The 18,659-nt window shown below is 71.8% G+C and carries 19 protein-coding genes; 13 read left to right on the top strand and 6 right to left on the bottom strand.

Going from position 1 to position 18,659, the window contains the following annotated elements; translation table 11 throughout:
- The first annotated feature begins 146 nt into the window (after positions 1-146).
- Entirely contained in the window at positions 147-1,802 is a 1,656-nt protein-coding gene (locus tag DFJ66_RS36290) for a DUF885 domain-containing protein (RefSeq protein WP_121228197.1), read from the top strand.
- Here DFJ66_RS36290 and DFJ66_RS36285 read toward each other — a convergent pair.
- From DFJ66_RS36285 to DFJ66_RS36270, 4 genes are read right to left on the bottom strand one after another with little or no spacing between them, the layout of a single operon-like run.
- Positions 1,799-2,392: a hypothetical protein gene (locus DFJ66_RS36285; protein WP_121228195.1), complete on the bottom strand. Its 594-nt coding sequence runs from the start codon at positions 2,390-2,392 to the stop codon at positions 1,799-1,801. The two genes, DFJ66_RS36290 and DFJ66_RS36285, sit on opposite strands and share 4 nt — an antisense overlap.
- The gene (locus DFJ66_RS36280; protein ID WP_121228193.1) at positions 2,389-3,126 is read right to left on the bottom strand and encodes a hypothetical protein; all 738 of its coding nucleotides are present in this window, start codon (positions 3,124-3,126) and stop codon (positions 2,389-2,391) included. Before DFJ66_RS36280 ends, DFJ66_RS36285 begins: the two co-directional genes overlap by 4 nt.
- Positions 3,127-3,130: 4 nt before the next feature.
- Complete coding sequence (locus tag DFJ66_RS36275; RefSeq protein WP_121228191.1) at positions 3,131-4,630, bottom strand: WXG100 family type VII secretion target; 1,500 nt, start codon at positions 4,628-4,630, stop codon at positions 3,131-3,133.
- Between the two features lie 17 nt (positions 4,631-4,647).
- Positions 4,648-5,211, bottom strand: a complete 564-nt coding sequence (locus DFJ66_RS36270; RefSeq protein WP_121228189.1) for a YbaB/EbfC family nucleoid-associated protein — start codon at positions 5,209-5,211, stop codon at positions 4,648-4,650.
- 108 nt (positions 5,212-5,319) lie between these two features.
- Here DFJ66_RS36270 and DFJ66_RS36265 point away from each other — a divergent pair, with 108 nt between their 5' ends.
- The 3 genes from DFJ66_RS36265 to DFJ66_RS36255 all read left to right on the top strand — a co-directional run bounded on the left by DFJ66_RS36265 (position 5,320) and on the right by DFJ66_RS36255 (position 7,533).
- On the top strand, positions 5,320-5,814 hold the full coding sequence (locus tag DFJ66_RS36265; RefSeq protein WP_121228188.1) for a DUF4262 domain-containing protein: 495 nt from the start codon (positions 5,320-5,322) through the stop codon (positions 5,812-5,814).
- A gap of 110 nt (positions 5,815-5,924) precedes the next feature.
- Positions 5,925-6,731, top strand: a complete 807-nt coding sequence (locus tag DFJ66_RS36260; protein WP_121232257.1) for a peptidoglycan-binding domain-containing protein — start codon at positions 5,925-5,927, stop codon at positions 6,729-6,731.
- A gap of 82 nt (positions 6,732-6,813) precedes the next feature.
- Positions 6,814-7,533 (top strand): hypothetical protein, encoded by a 720-nt coding sequence (locus tag DFJ66_RS36255; RefSeq protein WP_121228186.1) that lies wholly within the window; start codon positions 6,814-6,816, stop codon positions 7,531-7,533.
- Positions 7,534-7,594: 61 nt separating this feature from the next.
- On the opposite strand, the gene DFJ66_RS36250 is transcribed toward DFJ66_RS36255, so the two are convergent.
- A complete protein-coding gene (locus DFJ66_RS36250; RefSeq protein WP_121228183.1) occupies positions 7,595-9,130 on the bottom strand; it encodes a S8 family serine peptidase in 1,536 nt (511 codons plus the stop codon).
- 30 nt (positions 9,131-9,160) lie between these two features.
- Positions 9,161-10,720 carry a S8 family peptidase gene (locus DFJ66_RS36245; RefSeq protein WP_121228181.1) on the bottom strand — a complete coding sequence of 520 codons (1,560 nt, stop codon included), beginning with the start codon at positions 10,718-10,720 and terminating at the stop codon, positions 9,161-9,163.
- Between the two features lie 199 nt (positions 10,721-10,919).
- On the opposite strand from DFJ66_RS36245, the gene DFJ66_RS36240 reads away from it, so the two are divergent.
- The 9 genes from DFJ66_RS36240 to DFJ66_RS36200 all read left to right on the top strand — a co-directional run bounded on the left by DFJ66_RS36240 (position 10,920) and on the right by DFJ66_RS36200 (position 18,655).
- Positions 10,920-11,825, top strand: coding sequence for a Ppx/GppA phosphatase family protein (locus tag DFJ66_RS36240; protein ID WP_121228179.1), 906 nt, complete (start codon positions 10,920-10,922; stop codon positions 11,823-11,825).
- Between the two features lie 35 nt (positions 11,826-11,860).
- Positions 11,861-12,295: an STAS domain-containing protein gene (locus DFJ66_RS36235; RefSeq protein ID WP_246030050.1), complete on the top strand. Its 435-nt coding sequence runs from the start codon at positions 11,861-11,863 to the stop codon at positions 12,293-12,295.
- Positions 12,292-12,657, top strand: a complete 366-nt coding sequence (locus tag DFJ66_RS36230; protein ID WP_121228177.1) for an SRPBCC family protein — start codon at positions 12,292-12,294, stop codon at positions 12,655-12,657. Before DFJ66_RS36235 ends, DFJ66_RS36230 begins: the two co-directional genes overlap by 4 nt.
- A gap of 775 nt (positions 12,658-13,432) precedes the next feature.
- On the top strand, positions 13,433-13,927 hold the full coding sequence (locus tag DFJ66_RS36225; RefSeq protein WP_121228175.1) for a GNAT family N-acetyltransferase: 495 nt from the start codon (positions 13,433-13,435) through the stop codon (positions 13,925-13,927).
- Between the two features lie 53 nt (positions 13,928-13,980).
- The gene (locus DFJ66_RS36220) at positions 13,981-14,895 is read left to right on the top strand and encodes a sensor histidine kinase (protein ID WP_211351429.1); all 915 of its coding nucleotides are present in this window, start codon (positions 13,981-13,983) and stop codon (positions 14,893-14,895) included.
- Between the two features lie 109 nt (positions 14,896-15,004).
- Positions 15,005-16,285: a wax ester/triacylglycerol synthase family O-acyltransferase gene (locus DFJ66_RS36215; protein WP_170199869.1), complete on the top strand. Its 1,281-nt coding sequence runs from the start codon at positions 15,005-15,007 to the stop codon at positions 16,283-16,285.
- Positions 16,282-17,007 carry an alpha/beta fold hydrolase gene (locus tag DFJ66_RS36210; protein WP_246030049.1) on the top strand — a complete coding sequence of 242 codons (726 nt, stop codon included), beginning with the start codon at positions 16,282-16,284 and terminating at the stop codon, positions 17,005-17,007. Before DFJ66_RS36215 ends, DFJ66_RS36210 begins: the two co-directional genes overlap by 4 nt.
- 34 nt (positions 17,008-17,041) lie before the next feature.
- Complete coding sequence (locus DFJ66_RS36205; RefSeq protein ID WP_121228171.1) at positions 17,042-17,689, top strand: HAD family hydrolase; 648 nt, start codon at positions 17,042-17,044, stop codon at positions 17,687-17,689.
- A 9-nt stretch (positions 17,690-17,698) separates the two neighbouring features.
- On the top strand, positions 17,699-18,655 hold the full coding sequence (locus DFJ66_RS36200) for an LLM class F420-dependent oxidoreductase (RefSeq protein WP_121228169.1): 957 nt from the start codon (positions 17,699-17,701) through the stop codon (positions 18,653-18,655).
- The last annotated feature ends 4 nt before the right edge of the window (positions 18,656-18,659 follow it).

The following is an 18,659-nucleotide window of genomic DNA, read 5'->3' as shown; positions in this document are numbered from 1 at the left end:
ACACCCTCCTCTTGCCGCGAGTGTCCGGCGTGGACACTCCCGGGAGGGGTTACCCGCCTGCCGCCGGCCCCCACCCCGGCTCACCCCATCGAGGGATGCGCGGGAGGGCGGCCAGGCACTAGACCTGACGCGGCGGAAGGAGCACGGTGACCGACCTCGCGGCCCTCTCGGCGGACTACTTCGCGGACCTGCTCGCGTTCGACCCGTTCGGCGCCACGGCGTTCGGCGCGCCCGGCCACGACGACGCGGTGCCCGACCCCGGCCGCGCGGCCGACCGGGCGCACCTGGACCGGCTCGCCGGCTTCCGGACCAGGCTGGACGCGCTCCCGGCGGCCACCGCACCCCAGGACCTGGTCACCCGCGACATGCTGGACCGGCTGCTGGCCGACCAGCGGGCCGAGCTGGCGTCGGGGTTGGGGGTCGGCGCGTTCGAGGTGGGCGTGACGGCCACCATTGCCGGGCCGCAGAACGCCGTGTTCGCCATCGTGCCGACCGTCCGGCCGCGCGGTGAGGAGGGCTTCGCGGCCTACCTGCGGCGGCTGGCGGCGCTCGGCGGCTACTTCGACGCCCTGGGCGCCCGCTACCGGCAGGCCGCCCGTGAGGGCAGGCACTCGACCGCCACGGGCGTGCGGCAGGCCGTGCGGCAACTGCGCTCCTACCTGGCCTCGCCGCCCGCCGAGGACCCGTTCCTGCGGCCCGCCGAGGGCGACCCCGACCGGCTGGACCGGGTGGCGGCGGAGGTGGCTCGGACCGTCCGGCCCGCCCTGGCCCGGCTCACCGACACCCTGGCGGGGCTGTCCGGGCGCGACGACGACCGCGTCGGCCTGTGCCACGTCCCCGGCGGCGAGGCGGCCTACGCGGCGGCCACCCGGTCGCACACCTCGACGTCGTGGAGCCCCGAGCGGCTCCACCGGATCGGCCTGGACCAGCTGGACCGGCTGCGGGAGGAGTTCGCCGCGCTGGGCGAACGGGTGTTCGGCACGCACGACGTCCCCGAGGTGCTGCGCCGGCTGCGCGAGGACACCTCGCTGCGCTTCGCCACCGCCGAGCAGATCGTGGACACCGCCACCTCGGCCCTGCGCCGCGCGGAGGGCGCGCTGCCGGGCTGGTTCCACCCGTACGCGATCGCGCCGTGCGAGGTCGAGCCGATGCACGCGGTGGAGGCGGAGAACTCGACGCTGGCCTACTACGGGCCGCCCGCCGACGACGGCTCACGCCCCGGCACGTACGTCGTGAACACGCACGCCCCGTGGTCGCGCCCGCGCTACGAGTACGAGGCGTTGTCGTTCCACGAGAGCGTGCCCGGCCACCACCTCCAGATCGCGGTCGCGCAGTCGCTGGGCGACCTGCCCGCGTTCCGGCGCTTCACCTACGTGACCGCGCACGCCGAGGGCTGGGGCCTGTACGCCGAACGCCTGGCCGACGAGATGGGCCTGTACTCCGACGACCTGTCCCGGATGGGCATGCTGTCGTTCGACGCGTGGCGCGCGTGCCGGCTCGTCGTGGACACCGGGATGCACCACTTCGGCTGGTCCCGCGACCGGGCGGTGGCGTTCCTGCGGGACGGCTCGGCGCTGTCGGAGGTCAACGTCCGCAACGAGATCGACCGGTACATCGCGTGGCCGGGCCAGGCGACGGCCTACCTGGTGGGCCGCCTGCGCATCGAGGACCTGCGCACCCGCGCCCAGCGCGCCCTGGGCCCGCGCTTCGACCTGCGCGACTTCCACCACCACGTGCTGGCCAACGGCGCCGTCCCCCTGGACACCCTGACCACCGTCATCGACCGCTGGACCGCCGCCTAGACCCGCGAGCGCGCCCGCTGCACCTTCTGCCAGGCCTGCGGGTCGCGCACGTGCAGCACCGAGCCGTCCACGAAGGACAGCCGGACCACCGGCGGCACGCCGAGGCTGTTCCCCACGAACACCGCGTCCAGGCCGGCCACCTGCCCCGCCGGGACCTCGGCGAAGGTCGTGAACACCGACCCCGGCTCCTTGGACAGCAGCTTCGTCGGGTACACCACCGCCACCCGCCGGTCGCTCGCCGCCAGCCGCGCCCGTCCCCGGGAGTGGGCGAAGTGGTCGGCGAGGCGGACCGCCGCGTCGGACGGCTGCCGGGCCACGACGAAGTAGCCGACCGTCCGGTCGTCCACCCAGTCCACGTCCGGCTGGGCTGTGACGTGCTCGGTCGGCAGCGGCCAGTGCTCCTTGCCCAGGTCCAACTCCGGCACCTCGCCGACCGCCCGGAACGGCACGCGCACCTCGGCGCCGATCCGGGCCGCCACGTGCGCCTCGACCGGCGGCAGGCCCAGCACCAGCCGCTCGCCGGGGGCCAGCCAGAACTGGTTGAGCTCGCGCTCGACGACCTCGTCGTCCGCGCCGAACGTCCCGGTCATCGCGCCCCGTTCGTCAACTCGACCGCGCGGTGCACGAACTCCGGCTGCGGGAACACGAAGTCCACCCCTGAACCGTCCACAAGCGACACTCGAAGGCAGGGCTTGCCCTTGCGCTCGAAGGGTCCGACGCCGCCGATCTGCGCGCGCGGGAACTCGTGCAGCCGCACCACCTCCGGCACGGCCACCGGCTCGCCGGACTTGTTGGGACCGTAGTCGTGGTAGCTGCCGGCGACGATCTTGGCGACGTCCACGCCGAAGTCCACCAAGTCCTTGCCGAAGCTCATCGTCTTGCCCAGGAACGACTTCTCCGGCTCGGGCTCGGCCTCACGCACCCTCACGACCGACACCACCAGCCGCTGCGACGTCAGGGTCCACACCTTCACGCCCGCCCGCCCCGGCGTGCCGATCGCGGGCACGGCCTGGTGGGCGAGACAGCCCGGACCAGGCCCGAAGAGGATGTGATCGGCTGACGGAGGTCGGTCGGCGCTCCCCTCGTCGGTCGCCCCGAACACGATCCCGGCGGCAAGTTCCAGGGCGAAATCCCCGACTCCTCTGCCCACCGCTCGAACACCGCGGTTGAGCATGCTTTTGCGCGGGTTGCCGAGCTGGTCCAAACCCTCGACGTCGAAGTAGAAGGTGCTGTGGGTGGTCGCCCACAGCAACTGCTCGCCGGGGCGGCACACCCGCAGCCGGGACACGAGCCCCGGTGCGGGTATGGCGCTGAAGTTGATCATCGGGCTACTCGTACTCGAATCCGCGGTTCATGGCGTCCTGCCGCTCCTCGTCGGAGGACGGGTCCTGCGCCTTGTTGTAGCCGTACTTGATGCCCTGCTCCATCGCCAGGCCCGGCGCGTTCTCCATGAGAGCGTCCTTGGCAGCGGTCGTCGGACGACCGGTACCACTCAAGCCCGCCATGCGAAGACCTGCCTCCGCGAGGTTGGTGGTCAGGGCGTTGGCGCCATTGCCGTCCACGCCGTACCGCTGCGCGAACCTGTTGGCGGTCTTGGACGCGTAGGTGGCTGTCTCCGCGCCGTCCCGGACGACGTTGTCCGCTTTGGTGAGGATCTTCGCAAGCGGGTTCGAGTCGATGCTGCGCGAGATCATCCTTTGAGCGAAGTTGCCCTCGCGGAGGTTTTCCGCTTGGTCGACCAACTTCTTCAGCGGACCCTTGCGCAGCTTCTGGAGGATGCCCTCGAGGCGGTTGATCAGCGGCATCAGCTTGCGCAGCAGCTGGCTGACCTTCATGCCGAGCCGGCCGCCCGCGATGGACACCTGCGCGGTGGTCGCCGCGCCCGCCGCGCCCAGCGAGCCGCCCGCGGTGATCCAGGACGCGGCGATCGCCGCCAGCCACTCGATGATGAGGCCCATTACGAGTTCCTGGAGGATGTCGATGCAGATCTCGACGAACGCGTCGAACAGGTCCGCCGCGATCTCCAGGATCTGCTGGACGTTGCGGATCTCGTTCGCGAAGGCCTTCGCGCCCTCGGCGAACTCGCCCATCTGCTGCCGGAACTTGTCGCCGGCCTGGCCCTTCCACGCCTCGGCCGTGGCCTGGGCGCGGTTGCGCTCGTGCTCGCCCGCCTGGTCGAGCCACTCGGCGACCTTCGACCAGCCCTGCGCGGTGCTGCGCATCTGCTCGGGGTCGCCGATGGCCGGTTCCAGCACGAACTCCACGATCGGGCTGATCACCAGGCCGATCAGGAAGCCCAGGCCGTTGTCGATGAACGACTGGCCGGGGCTCATGATCAGCTGGAGCTGCTCCATGCGCGCGTTGACCGCGGCGATCGCGACGTCCGGCGGGCTGCTCGCGCGGGCGATGTCGCCGGACGTGCTGACCCACGAGCTGCCGTAGCCGGCGTGCTGCTCCAGGAAACCCTTGCTCTTGCTCGCGCCCGCGCTGTTGAGGTCGCCGAGACCACCCGGGCCGCTCATGCCCTTGTCCAGGTCGGTGAACGCCGACCGGATGAGGTCCTCGACCTCCAGGTAGGTCTGGGCGGTCTGCTCGGCGCGCTCGGCGACGCCCTCCATGAAGGTCTTGGCCTTGTCGGCCATGTCCTGGCATTCCTGGAGGCTGTCGAAGTACTTGAACGCCATCAGCTCGCCCAGCGGGCCGAAGCAGTCGTCGGACACCCGCGCCTGCTCCAGCAGCGTGGCGAGTTGGCCGAAGTTGTCGGCGGCCTCCTGCGAGCCCTTGCTGTGCGCGAGCAGCGCGCCGCTGTCGACGTCGTAGCCGGTCACTTCTCCCCGTTCCCCCGTTACCTCAAGATGGATCCGCCGAAGCCCTCGTCGTCGTCTCCGACTTCCGGGGCGGGCGGTCGGTTCCGCGTGACCGGCGGCGCGGCCGGCCGGTTCTGCTGCCACCCCGGCTGCGGCGGCCCGGCCGGCGGCTGCGGGCGGGGCGGCATGTGCGGCGGCGGCATCTGCTGCGGCGGGGCGCCGGGCGGCACGTTGGTCACCGGCTCGGGGCCCAGCGGCTGGATCGGCGAGTGCGCGCTGAAGGCTTCCTGGAACTGCGCGGCCTTGTCCCCGAGGACGGGGCCGACGGTGTCCTGCAACGCCTGTGCCGCGTTCTGCGTGGCCTGGCGGATGGTGCCCAGGATCTCCTGCTGGAGCTGGGTGTGGCTCATCCGCATGGCGCCGGGCGAGAGCTGCAACCCCAGCACCGCGCCGGACGGCGCGACGGTCACCACGACCGACCCGTCCCCGTTGCGCGCCTGCCCGCGCAGCTCGGCCAGCTTGTCCTTGATCTGGGCGACCTTGTTCGCCTGTTCCTGGAAGGAACGGATGGCGTCGTCCAGCCGTGCCCTGCGATCCGGCACCTGTCGTCCCCCTGTCACCGCAGGCGTTGCTCCATCGGGGGCAACCGTAGCAATGCCGTGCCGCCGGCGTGACCGGAACCGGGCGACTGTGCCGACTAGCCTGTCCGGGTGAACGCCGTGGACCGCAAGCTCGCCGAGGACGTCCGCCGAGTCGGGTGGGGCGTGATCATGATCCCCGAGGACGACATCAGCGCGGGCTGGGCGTTCACCGTGGGCCTGTGGCACACGTTCCGCGTGCCCGAGGTCGCGATGTTCGGGCTGGACATCGCGGTCATGCACCCCATGCTCAACGTCATCGGCGAGGAGGTGCGGGCCGGTCGCGCGCCGGCGCCCGGCGACCGGGTCGAGGGCGTCCTGGACGGCGGCTACCGCGTGTTGTTCGCCGACGTCCGCGAGGAGTGGCACCCGGTGTTCTTCGGCACCGCCCTCCGCTTCTACCGCGACACCCCGGGTGTGCCGTTCCTGCAGTGCCTGTGGCCGGACAAGGCGGGGTGGTTCCCCGGCGAGGACGGGTTCGCCGCAGGCCTCGCCGAACTCCAGCCGCGGCTGTGGCTGGACCGCGCGCAGCACCCCGAGGGACCGTGGACCGACCCTGAGGCGTGAATTCTCAACCAACTTCGTTCACCTGAAGTCAACCATTGCCAAGACGACCGCCGCCGCGCTTCACTGGTCCACCAGTTGGTTGCTCCTGACAACCGGTGGAGGTGAGCGTGATCAAGAAGATCGCGGTGGCGCTCGGCGTCGTGCTCGGGGTGCTCGTCGCACCCGTCCCGGCGGGGGCCGCGCTGCCCGTCGTGGACATGGAGGCCGTGCTCAAGGCGGCGCAGATCGACCCCCGCCGAGCCGACACCGCCATCACGCCCGGCAGCGGGGACAGCGTGCTCCAGGTCGAACGGGCGCTCAGCGCCAAGGGGTTGCTGCCCTCGACCTACGTGGACGGCCACTTCGGCACCCGCACCGTCGACGCCTACGCCGCCTACCAGCGGTCCCTGGGCTACACCGGCCTCGACGCCTCGGGCTTCCCCGGCCCGACGTCCATCCAGAAGCTCGGCGAGAACCGCTACACCGTCACCCGCCTGGTCTCGGCGGGCAGCCGCACGACCTACCACAGCGCCACCATGAACACCCGCACCAAGGCGATGCTGGTCGAGGCCGAACGCCTGCTGGGCCGCACCCTCGGCATCACCCAGGGCTCCTACACCACCAGCAACCCCGGCTCCGCCGGGACCCACGACGGCGGCGGCGCGCTGGACATCTCCGTGTCCGGCATGACCTCCACGACCCGCACCACCGTGGCCCGCGTCCTGCGCCAGGTCGGCTTCGCGGCCTGGATCCGCACGCCCGACCAGGGCTTCGACTACCACATCCACGCCATCGCGCTGGCCGACCCGGACCTGTCCACCGCCGCCCAGCACCAGGCCGGCGACTACTACCTGGGCTACAACGGCCTGGCCAACCGCGGCCCCGACGACGGTCCCGTGGTCACGCCGAAGGAGACCTGGGAGGAGTACCAGCGCTGATCGCCCGATCGGGGAAACGATCACGCGTGCGAACCTGTGCGGACCCCCGCGAGCACCCGCGAGCCCACGCACAGGAGCCCCCATGCGAAGACTCCTCGCAGCACCGGCCGTCGTCGCCCTGGTCCTGGCGACGACGGCCGCCGCACCCGGGTCCGTCGTGGACCCCCGCAACGGCGGCCGGCCCTGCGGCGCCACCCTGCACGCCCACCTCGACCGGCTGGCGGTCCGCGTGACCGACCCCGAGCCGCACCAGACCGTCGACTTCGCCCTGTGGCCCCGGGACGACCCGCACGACCGCACCGAACGCCCCGGCGTGCGGATCAACCCGGCCGGCGGCGCGTGGACGTCGATGCCCGGCACCTACACCCACGGCCGCACCTACACCTGGCACGCCCGCCTCAGCGACGGCCCGTGGTCCGCGCTGTGCCACTTCACGGTCGACACCACACCCCCACCCCACCCGACCGTGACCTCGCCCAACTACCCACCCGCCTCCTCCGGCCCCTCCCCCGCCGACGAACCGGGCACGTTCGTCTTCGACGGCGGCGGCGACCCGGACGTGGCCGGCTTCGAGTACGGCTTCGACGAGGAGACCCCGGCCCCGACCTGCGAAGTCGAACCCTGGGACGACCTCACCTGCCCGTCCCCCTTCGACCACCCCGGAACCGTCCGCGCCGACCCCACGGGACGGGCCGAGGTCCGCGTGGACCCTCCGGGCGGCTTCGCCCGCCTGTTCGTGCGCTCGCTCGACGCCGGCGGCCTGCGGTCGGAAGCGGTCGTCTACGAGTTCATCACCGCATGAACGGCGGGCGGTGGCCTTGTGAGCCGCCGCCCGCCGTTTTCACCCGCACCGGACAGTCGGTCTAGAACGTGATGCTCCACCCGTCGATGCTGCCGGTGTCGTAGGCGTACACGTCGGTCACGCGCAGCTTCCACGTCCCGTTCTTGTTCTCCGCCGACGTGTTCACCGTGAAGGTCTCGTGGACCCCCGCCGACGAACCCACACCACCGGCCTTGCGCAGCACGATCGCGTTGCCCGACGGCCCGACCAGGTCGATGGCCAGGTCACCGGTGTAGGAGTGGTTGATGTCCACCTTCACCGACGTCGACGCGGTCCCCACGCCGTCGCAGTTCGCCACCGTGATGGACGAACTGACCGCCGCGCCCGCGTCCGGGATGGCCACGTCGTCGGTGTTCGAACCGCCGGAGCACACGGGCGGGGTGCCGCCGCCGAAAGCCGTGGTGTACAGCAGCTTGTTCGGCGAACCGGTCCCCGGGTTCTTCACCACGCCGCTGGTCGCGTTGTCCGTCAACGCCTTCAGCACGTCGGCCGGGGACGCGGACGGGTTGCCCGACAGGTACAGGGCCGCGCCGCCGGCCACGTGCGGGGACGCCATCGACGTGCCGCTCATGGTGGCGCTGCCGGTGTCGCTGGAGTGACCGGCGGACGTGATGTTGTTGCCGGGCGCGAAGATGTCCACGCACGAGCCGTAGTTCGAGAACGACGCCCGGTTGTCCTGGTTGTCCGTCGCACCGACCGCGATCACGTTGGTGTTGCGCGCGGGGCCGGTGTTGCAGGCGTCGGCCGAGCTGTTGCCCGCTGCCACCACGAAGGTCACGCCGGCGGCGTTCAGCCGGGCGATGGCGTCGTCGCCGATTCCAGGGGTGTCGAAGGTGAAACTGCCGTTGACGACCGCCGGTTTCACCGCGTTGCGCGCGATCCACTCGATGCCCTCGACGCCGTCGGAGTCCGGCGCGCTGCCGCCGCACCCCAGGATGCGCACCGCCACCAGCTTGGTCTTCTTGGCGATGCCCCACGTCTTGCCGCCGATCGTGCCGGACACGTGGGTGCCGTGGCCGTTGCAGTCCTGCGCCTCCGGGTCCTCGTCCACGAAGTCGTAGCCGTCGGACGCCCGGCCCTCGAACTCGGTGTGGGACTTGCGGATCCCGGTGTCCAGGACGTACGTGGTCACGTTGGACGCGGTGGTGTTGTAGGTGTACTTGGTGTCCAGTGGCAGGTTGCGCTGGTCCACCCGGTCGATGCCGTAGGTCGCGCCGGTCTGCGTGTCGGCGATCTGCGCGGTGCCGTCCTGGTAGACCTTCGCGACCGCCGGGTCGGCCGCGAGCCGCCGCGCCTGGCGGTCGGGCAGGTCGCGCACCAGGAAACCGCGCATGGCCACGGTGAACACCGTCTTGAGCCGCCCGCCGTAGCGGCCGACGAGCGCCTCGGACTCGGACTGGATCTGCGCCTGTGTGCGCGGGACGTCCTTGAGGGACACCAGGAAGCTCCCCGCGAACGGGCGCCTGGCCGGGACGTAGTCGGCCTCCGCGGCGGTGGCCGGCGGTGCCAGGCCCAGCGCGGCCAGAGCTGCGATCACCGCCGTCAGTCGTGCCTTCATCTCGCTGTTCCTCCGACGATCGCAGGGAAATCAGAAGGAGAGGGACCAGCCGTCGATGGTGCCGGTGTCGTAGGAGTAGACGTCGGTCACGCGCAGCTTCCACGTGCCGTTCTTGTTCTCCGCCGACGTGTTCACGGTGAAGGTCTCGTGGATGCCGGCCGACGAACCGACTCCACCGGCCTTGCGCAGCACGATCGCGTTGCCCGACGGCCCGACCAGGTCGATGGCCAGGTCACCGGTGTAGCTGTGGTTGATGTCCACTGTGACCGAGGTCGAGGTGGTGCCCACGCCGTCGCAGTTGGCGACCGTGATGGACGAGCTCACCGCGGCGCCGGCGTCCGGGATGGCCACGTCGTCGGTGTTCGTGCCGCCGGCGCAAGTGGCCGGCGGACCACCGAGGAAGCCGGTGTACAGCAGCTTGTTCGGCGAGCCCGTGCCGGCGTTCTTGACCACGCCGGCGGTGGCGTTGTCGGTCAGGGCCTTGGACACCTGGGCCGGGGTGGCGGCGGTGTTGGCCGACAGGTACAGCGCCGCCGCGCCGGCCACGTGCGGGGTCGCCATCGACGTGCCGGAGATGGTGTTGGTGCTGCCGTTGTTCCACGTCGAGGTGATGCTGGTGCCGGGCGCGAAGATGTCCGTGCACGACCCGTAGTTGGAGAAGGTCGACCGGGTGTCGGAGCTGTCCGTGGCGTTGACCGTGATCGCCTCGGCCGTGCGGGCGGGCGAGGTGGAGCAGGCGTCCTTGTTGTCGTTGCCGGCGGCCACGGCGAAGGTGACCCCGGCGGCGACCGCGCGCCGCACCGCGTCGTCCACCGACGAGTCGGCCCCGCCGCCCAGGCTCATGTTGGCCACGGCGGGCTTGACCGCGTTCTTGGCCACCCAGTCGATGCCGCCGATGACCTGCGACCACTCGCCCTGGCCCTGGCAGTTCAGCACGCGGACGCCGACCAGCTTGACGCCCTTCGCGACCCCGTAGGTGCCGCTGCCGATGGTGCCGGCGACGTGCGTGCCGTGGCCGTTGCAGTCCTGCGCGACCGAGTCGTTGTCGATGAAGTCGTAGCCGTCGACCGCGCGGCCCCCGAACTCGGTGTGCGCCTTGTGGATGCCGGTGTCGACCACGTACGCGGTGACGTTGGACGCGGTGCCGCGGTAGGTGTACTTCTTGTCCAGCGGCAGGTTCTTCTGGTCGATCCGGTCCAGGCCCCAGGTCGGGTTGTCCTGGGTGCCGGTGGCGGTGGCGATGCCGTCCTGCTCCACGTAGTCCACGGCCGGGTCGGCGGCCAGCTTGCGGGCCTGGGCCTCGCCGAGCGAGACCGAGAAGCCGCGCAGGGCGGCGGTGTAGGTGAGCTTGAGCGTGCCGCCGTACCTGCGGGCCAGCTCGCCCGCCTTGTCGGGGGTCCGCTGCGCGTCGACCGCGCTGTCCTTGAGGACCACGATGTAGGCGTCCTTCACGGTGCCCGGCTCGTTCGCGCCGCGGATCGAGCCCTCGGGCGCGGCGGCGTAGCCGTACCCGTAGCCGTACAGCGTCAGCGCTGACGCCGCCAGGCACGCGGTGACGACCCGGCGCCGGGTCGAGCGGTCTTGTCGCATCGGAGTTCTCCGTTCCACTCGGCCGCCCAGCAGGGGTTGGTGACGACAGACGGCCACGTGGAACCCACCTTCGGGCGACGCGGGAGCGTGAACAATCCGGGTAGTAGTACGTAGGGCTACGCAAACTAAGCGTGGTTTCACCCGATGTCACCGTGGGCATCCCCCGGTACCTCGTCGAGTTGCGGTAGGCGGTTGCGGAATGGCCGAAGGCGGAAGACAGCTCGGCGTGCTGGACGTCGGCTGCTTCAGCGCGCACCTGCTCGTGGTCGCCGACCACGGGCTCCGACCCGTGCTCGACCACAAGGTGCGCCTGCGGCTGGACCAGGCCCTGGACGACACCGCGCGGGTGCGCCGCAAGGGCGTCGAGCAGGTCGTGGCGGCCGTGCGGCAGTCACTGGCGGTCGCCGAGCGGGCCGGGGTGCGGCACATCGTGCCCTACGCCACCTCCGTGCTGCGGGACGCACCCAACGCGCCCGAGGTGTTCGCCGAGATCGCGGCCGGGACCGGGGTCGCGCTGCACGTGCTGTCCGGCGCCGAGGAGGCCCGGCTGTCCTACCTGGCGGCCCGGCGCTGGTTCGGGGCGGGCGCGGGTCCGCTGCTGGTCCTCGACATCGGCGGCGGCACGGTCGAGGTCGCCGCCGGTGACGCGGCGGAGCCGGCGGTCGTGGGGTCCCTGCCGTACGGGGCGCGGGCGCTGACCAGGAGGCCGGTGCCGATGAAGGTCGTCCGCCGCCAGGTGCGCGACCTGCTCGGCGACGTGCGCGACCACCGGGCGGTGGGGTGCTCGAAGGTGTTCCAGCAGCTCGCGCGGCTCGCCGGGGCCCGACCGCAGCGCGACGGCGTGGCGGTGCCGCGCTCACTGGACGTGACCGACCTGCGGCGCTGGATCCCGCGCCTGGCGTCCATGCCGCCCGCCAAGCGCGCCGCCCTGCCCGGCATCTCCCGGCACCGCGCGGAGCAGGCGTACGCCGGGGCCGTCGTCGCCGAGACGCTGATGCGGGCGACCGGGCACGACGAGGTGGTGATCTGCCCGTGGTCGAGCCGGGAGGGGCTGCTGCTCACCCTCCTGGACGACGCGGGCAACGGGGCTTGTCGGGTGGCGTGAGCCGGGCGGCACGGCGGTGAAAGGAATGGCGGGGGATGCTGGCGTTGTCGGTCGAGGCCCACCGGACCGGGTGCGCGGTGGTGGTGGCGACCGGGGAGTTGGACCTGGCGGGCGCCCGCCGCGTGCTGGACAAGCTGGACCGGCTGGTGACCGAGGGTCGGGACCGGATCATCCTGGACATGTCGGGAGTCGCCTTCTGCGGTGCGCAGGCGATGAGCGCGCTGGTGCGGACCCGGGCACGGGCGCAGCGGGCGGGCGGATGGCTGCGCTTGGCCGCCGTACCGCCGCACGTGCGGCGGGTGTTCGGCAAGACCGACTTGGACCGGCTGTTCCCCCACTTCCCGGACGTGGCATCGGCGGCAGCCGGCCGCGTGGTCCCCGAACAACGCACCACTTCCCCCGGTGGCACCGCCGCCCCTCGCGACGGTTCGGCATACCGACGCCAGGAGCCGGGTAACCCGGCCGAGTGACCACGCACAGACGCGACATCCCGGCGCTGCCCGACCTGGTGTTCGCCGCAGCCGCGGAACCCCAACGGCTCGCCGAGTGGCTGCCGCCACCCCTGGACGTGGTCGGACTGGCCGACGACATCCTCATCCTGCGCCACGAGGGCCGTCTCACCCAGGTACGCCTGTCCGCCGACCTCGACCACCTGCGCCTGTCCTGGGAGTCCCTGGCCGACCCCACCCGCCGCGGCACCCTCACCGTGAGCCCCTTGGGCGCGGGCCGCAGCGTCGCGGAACTCGAGGTCGAACCGGACGACGCCGACTTCGCCGAACGCCTGCTGGACGCTCTGGCCAAGGAAGTCGAGGTAGCCTTCACCGCGGGCTAGCCCCTCCCCTGTCACCCAATCTTCTCGCGCGCAGCACAGCTTTTCGCTTTCCGGCGCGCGCAGCGCGCTGTGTGTGGTGGTCCCAACCACAGGTGGAGGGCCTCGGTTCCCCCGCCGTATGGCCTGCCCGAAGGGCTACCACATTTTCCAGGGGTTGCAGCCGAAAGTTTTGCGAGGAACGAGCAAAAGTTTTAGCGGCAACCCCTGGAAAATGTGGTTGGCTCCGCCAGGCCATACGGCGGGGGAACCGACGCCCTTCACCCCCCGCTGGCGGCCTGCCGCGCGGCGAGCGCCGCTTTTCATCTTTCGAGCGCGCCAGCGCGTCCCAGCGCGAAGCGCGTTCGGCTTGAGAGCGGAGCGTTCAGTTCAAAGCTCTTAAAAGCGAAAAGCGCCTCGCCGGCGGGCAGGCCACCAAAGATGACTCAACTGCAACGGCGGGGGCTTCTTGCTTTTGTCATCTCCGTATGACCTGGCGGAGCCTACCACATTTTCCAGGGGTTGCCGCTAAAACTTTTGCTCGTTCCTCGCAAAACTTTCGGCTGCAACCCCTGGAAAATGTCGTAGCCCTTCGGGCAGGCCATACGGAGATGACAAAAGCAAGAAGCCCAAGTTGAGTTGTGTCCTCACCGGTGGACTGCCACCCGGCAACGCCGGGGACTGCCGACTCGCCGGCAACGCCGGGGACTGCCGCTCGCCGGCTTCGCCTGCGCGCGGAGGGTGTGGGCGCTGGTTAAAGCGGTTGAGGCTGGGTGCTTTGTGGGCTGATCATCGCGGTGTGCACCTGCGACCTGCCCGTCCTGACGAACTTCCCCTCCTCCAGGCGATCGAGGTCGCCTCCGGGGAGCCGTTCCGCGATGTCGGCATGCCCGAGATCGCCGACGACGACCCGATGCCGTTGGACGCCTTGCGGCACGCGCACGTGTGGGTGGCCGCCGATCCGGACCCGGTCGCCTGGGTTGCCGCCGTCGAGGTGGACGGTCGGGCGCACGTCGAGCAGATCAGCGTTCACCCCGACTTCGCTCGGCGGGGTATCGGGGCCGCGCTGCTCGACCACGTGGAGATGTGGGCCACAGCGCGTGGGTTGGACGGGTTGACGTTGACGACGTTCCGGGACGTGCCGTGGAACGCCCCGTACTACGAGCGCCTGGGCTTTCGGGAGGTCACGGGCTTGTCGCCGGGGTTGGCGGAGATCGTCGCGGCGGAAGCTGCCCGCGGATTGGACCCGGTGACCCGGGTGTGCCTGGAGCGGGGGCGGCGCGGCGGGGTTTGAGGGCGGTGCCGAACGGGCAGACCTCCCACCGCACCCGTTCGGAGGTTCACCCAGTGGTCGATTTCGTGCACGAGGCACTGCTCTACCGCGACGCGGAGCAGTTCCTCGCCGGCACGGTGCCGTTCGTCCGTGACGGCCTCGCGGCCGGTCAGCCGGTCCTGGTCGCCGTGCCGCAGCACAACGTCGACCTCCTGCGCGAAGCCCTGAACGGCTCCGCCGACCAGGTCGAGTTCCTGGACATGCGCACGGCCGGCCGCAACCCGGGCCGCATCATCCCCGGCGTGCTCACCGCCTTCACCGACACCGCCCGCGGCGACCCCGTCCGCATCGTCGGCGAGCCGGTGTGGGCGGGCCGGACGGCACTGGAGTACCCGGCCTGCGTCCAGCACGAAGCCCTGGTCAACACCGCGTTCGAGGACCGCCCGGCGTGGATCCTGTGCCCGTACGACACGAGTGCGCTGGCCGCCGACGTCCTGGGCGACGCGGAGGCCACCCACCCGGTCATGGTCGAGGGTTCGCGGCGACGGCCCAGCCACGGCTACCGGGAGCCGTTCCTGACGGCCGAGGACTTCAACGTGCCACTGCCACCGCCCCCGGCCACGGCGCTGGCCCGCCGGTTCGACGTGGACTCGCTGGTGGAGACCCGGCAGCTGGTCGCTTCCTACGCCCTCGAGGCCGGGCTGACCGCGGACCAGGTGGAGGATCTGGTGCTGGCGGTCAACGAGCTGGCGACCAACAGCGTGGTCCACGGCGGCGGTCGGGGGATGTTGTTGCTGTGGTGCGAGGGGCCGGCCGTGGTGTGCGAGGTGCGGGACCGGGGGCGGCTGGACAACCCGATGGTCGGGCGGGGGAATCCCGGGCCGATGGCGCGCGGCGGGTTCGGGGTGATGCTGGTGAACCTGCTCTGCGACCTGGTCCGGCTGCACACCCGTTCGGACGGCACGACGATCCGCGTCTACATGGGCTGACTCGCCGCGATCGCTCGATCGGGCGGGGATGTGCCGGGCATGTCACGGGGGCGCCACGTGCGCGTCACCCTGGGCTGGTTGCCTGGGTGTTCCCGACGCGAGGACCCGTATGAGCCAGTTGAGCCCGTTGGACGTCGCGTTCCTGTGCATGGAGGACGCGAGCAACCCCATGCACCTCGGTGCGGTGGCCACGTTCGCGCCGCGCAACCCCGTGCACCCCGCCCGGATCGTGGCCCTGCTGTGTGAGCGTGCGCTGGAGGTGCCGGCCTTGCGGCGGCGGGTCCGGTTCTCGTGGGTTCCGCCCGGTGGGGCTTCCTGGGTGGACGATCCGGCCTTCGCCGTCGAGGACCACGTCGTCGGGCACCACCTGCGTGGTCGGCGCGGGTTCGCCGAGTTGGTGTCGCACGTGATGGCCCAGCCGCTCGACCTCGGTCGGCCGCCGTGGGAGGTGCACGTCATCACCGGCGTGACCGGTGGGCGGTTCGCGGTGGTGGTGAAGATGCACCACGCGCTGTGCGACGGCATGAAGGCCGTGGGGTTGGGGCTGCGGCTGATGGACGGGTTCGACCAGGTGCCGGACGTGGGGGTGCCGGCCGCGCGGACCGGGGTGGTCGACGGGGTCAAGGGGCTGGTGCGGGCGGCGGGGATCGCGTCCGACGTGGTGCGCAGCGCTCGGCCGCCGGCGCGGAGGTCGCCGGTGGTGTCGCTGTCGTCCCGGCGGCGGCACGTGGTGATGGCCCGGCTCGGCGTGGACGAGGTGCACCGGGTCCGCCGGACCTGCGGCGGGACGGTCAACGACGTCATGTTGGCGCTGGTGACCGGGGCGTTGCGGCAGTGGCTCGCGGCGCACGGGTGCGCGGACGAGGGCAGCACGTTGCGGGCGCTGGTGCCGGTGGCCCGGCGTGGCGCGGGCGGGGCGGGGAACCGGATCTCCGGGTACCTGTGCGAGTTGCCGGTCGGTGAGGTCGACCCGCTGGAGCGGCTGCGGCTGGTGCGGGAGGACATGGGGCGGCACAAGGCGGCGGGCGCGGACCGGGGTGCGGGGGCGTTGCCGTTGCTGGCCGAGCACATCCCGTCGGTGGTGCACCGGATCGCCGCGCCGATCGCCGGGAAGTGCGCGCCGCTGCTGTTCGACGCCCTGGTGACGAGCGTGCCGCTGCCGGCGGTCCGGCTCGAGCTGGACGGGGCCGAGCTGCGGGAGGTGTACCCGGTGCCGCCGGTCGCGGCCGGGCACGCGGTGGGGGTGGCGGTGTCGTCCTACCGGTCGGGGGTGCACGTGTGCCTGCACACCGACCAGCCGTGGATGGCCGAGTCGCGCTGGTTGCAGCAGGCGTTGCGCACCGAACTGGCCGCGCTGCACCGCCGGGTCCCGGCACAATCGCGGAGGTGACCTCAGCTCTCGTGCTCGCCCACGGCGCCGGCGGCTCCGTGCGCGCGAACTTCAGCCCGCTGATCCCCGTCCTGTCCCGCACGCGCAAGGTGTTCTGGGTGGACTACCCCGGGTCCGGCAGCACGCCCCGCGCCGGCGGTCCCCTGTCGCTGGACGACCTGGCCGACCGGGTCGTGGCTTCGGCCGGTGACACGCCGACGTTCGCCGTCCTGGGTTACTCGCTGGGGTGCGCGGTCGCCGTGCGGGCCGCGGTGCGGCATCCCGAACGGGTGACCGGGCTGGTGCTGACCTCCGGTTTCGTCCGCGCGGACGACGAGACGCGGGCGCGCACGGCGCGGTGGCGGCAGCTGCTGGCCGCCGGTGACCGGAAGGAGCTGGCGCGCTACCAGCTCTCGCTGGTGGTGGGCGAGCCGTTCGAGCGCGCGATGCCCGCCGAGCAGCGGGAGGGGATGCTGGAGCTGATCGCGCTGACCGTGCCGCCGGGCACCGACGACCAGATCGACCTGGTGGAACGGGTGGACGTGTCCGGGGACGTGGGCCGGGTGGCCGTCCCGACGCTGGTGATCGGCACCAAGCACGACCGGCTGATCTCGCCGGCCTCGACGCGGGCGCTGGCCGACGCGATCCCCGGCGCGCGGTGGGCCGAGCTGGACAGCGGGCACGCCCCGTCGCTGGAGGCCCCGACCGAGTGGATCCGGTTGATCGAGGAGTTCCTGGGCTAGTTTGCCGGTGCGCCGGTCGGGAAACCACGGCGGTATGAGCAACACGCTGGTCCTGGACGTGGACGGCACGTTGGTCGACACCAACTACCACCACGCCGTCGCCTGGTTCCGCGCGTTCCGCCGGTTCGACCTGACCGTGCCCACCTGGAAGCTGCACCGCGCCATCGGCATGGGCGGCGACAAGCTGGTCGCCGCCGTCGCCGGGCAGCGCGTCGAGGACGAGCTCGGCGACGGCATCCGCAAGGCGTGGGAGGCCGCGTTCGAGCCGATGCTGGCCGAGGTGCGCCCACTGGAGGGCGCGCACCGCCTGGTCAGCGCCGCGCTGGAGCAGGACTTCGCGGTGGTGCTCGCCAGCTCCGGCAAGCGCCACCACGTCGACCACTACGTCAAGCTGATCGACGCGCAGGGCGTGGTGTCGACGTCGTCGGACGACGTGGAGGAGTCCAAGCCCGCGCCGGACCTCATCGAGGTGGCGCTGTCGCGCGTGGACTCCGGCGGCCGGGCCGTGGTGATCGGCGACTCCGTGTGGGACTGCGACGCCGCCCGCCGCGCCGGGCTGCCCGTGGTGTGCCTGCGCACCGGCGGGTTCGGCGAGGCCGAGCTGCGCGAGCACGGCGCGTCGGCCGTCTACGAGGAACTCGACCAGTTGCGGGCGGACCTGACCGACCTGCCGATGGCCTAGGAGGGGACCGTGCGGATCGGCTACACCCTGATGACCGAGCAGGCCGGACCGAAGGCGCTGGTCGCCCACGCGGCGCGCGCCGAGCGGGCCGGGTTCGACTTCGAGGTCATGAGCGACCACTACTTCCCCTGGCTGGACGAGCAGGGGCACGCGCCGTACGCGTGGAGCGTGCTGGGCGCGGTGGCGCAGGTGACCGAGCGGGTCGAGCTGATGACCTACGTGACGTGCCCGACCATGCGGTACCACCCGGCGGTGGTGGCGCAGAAGGCGGCGACCGTGCAGCTGCTCGCGGACGACCGGTTCACGCTGGGGTTGGGTGCCGGGGAGAACCTGAACGAGCACGTCGTGGGCCGCGGCTGGCCGCCGGTGAACGTGCGGCACGAGCTGCTGCGCGAGGCGGTGGAGATCATCTCGCTGTTGTTCGACGGCGGGTACGTCAACTACACCGGTTCACACTTCCGGGTGGATTCGGCGAAGCTGTGGGACCTGCCGTCGAAGCGGGTGCCGATCGCGGTGGCGGTGTCGGGCAGCCAGTCGGTGCAGACCTTCGCGCCCCTGGCCGACGCCATGGTGACGACCGAGCCGAACGCGGAGCTGTGCCGCGACTGGGACGTCTTCCAGGGCCGGACGGCGCGCAAGATCGGCCAGGTGCCGGTGTGCTGGGACCCGTCGGAGGACGAGGCCGTCAAGCGCGCCCACGACCAGTTCCGCTGGTTCGCGGGTGGCTGGAAGGTCAACTCGGAGCTGCCCGGACCGGCGGGGTTCGCGGGGGCGACCCAGTTCGTGCGACCGTCGGACGTGGCCGAGCAGATCCCGTGCGGGCCGGACGTGGGGCCGATCGTGGAGGCGGTGCGGGAGTTCCAGGAGGCCGGATTCACCGACCTGGCGCTGGTCCAGATCGGCGGCGACAACCAGGAGGAGTTCCTGGAGTTCGCCGAGTCCGACCTGCTGCCCGCCCTGCGCTGACCGG

The sequence above is a fragment of the Saccharothrix variisporea genome (genome assembly GCF_003634995.1).
GTDB lineage: Bacteria > Actinomycetota > Actinomycetes > Mycobacteriales > Pseudonocardiaceae > Actinosynnema > Actinosynnema variisporeum.
Note: the sequence above shows the minus strand (reverse complement) of the source record. Positions and strands in the feature narration are given on the sequence as shown.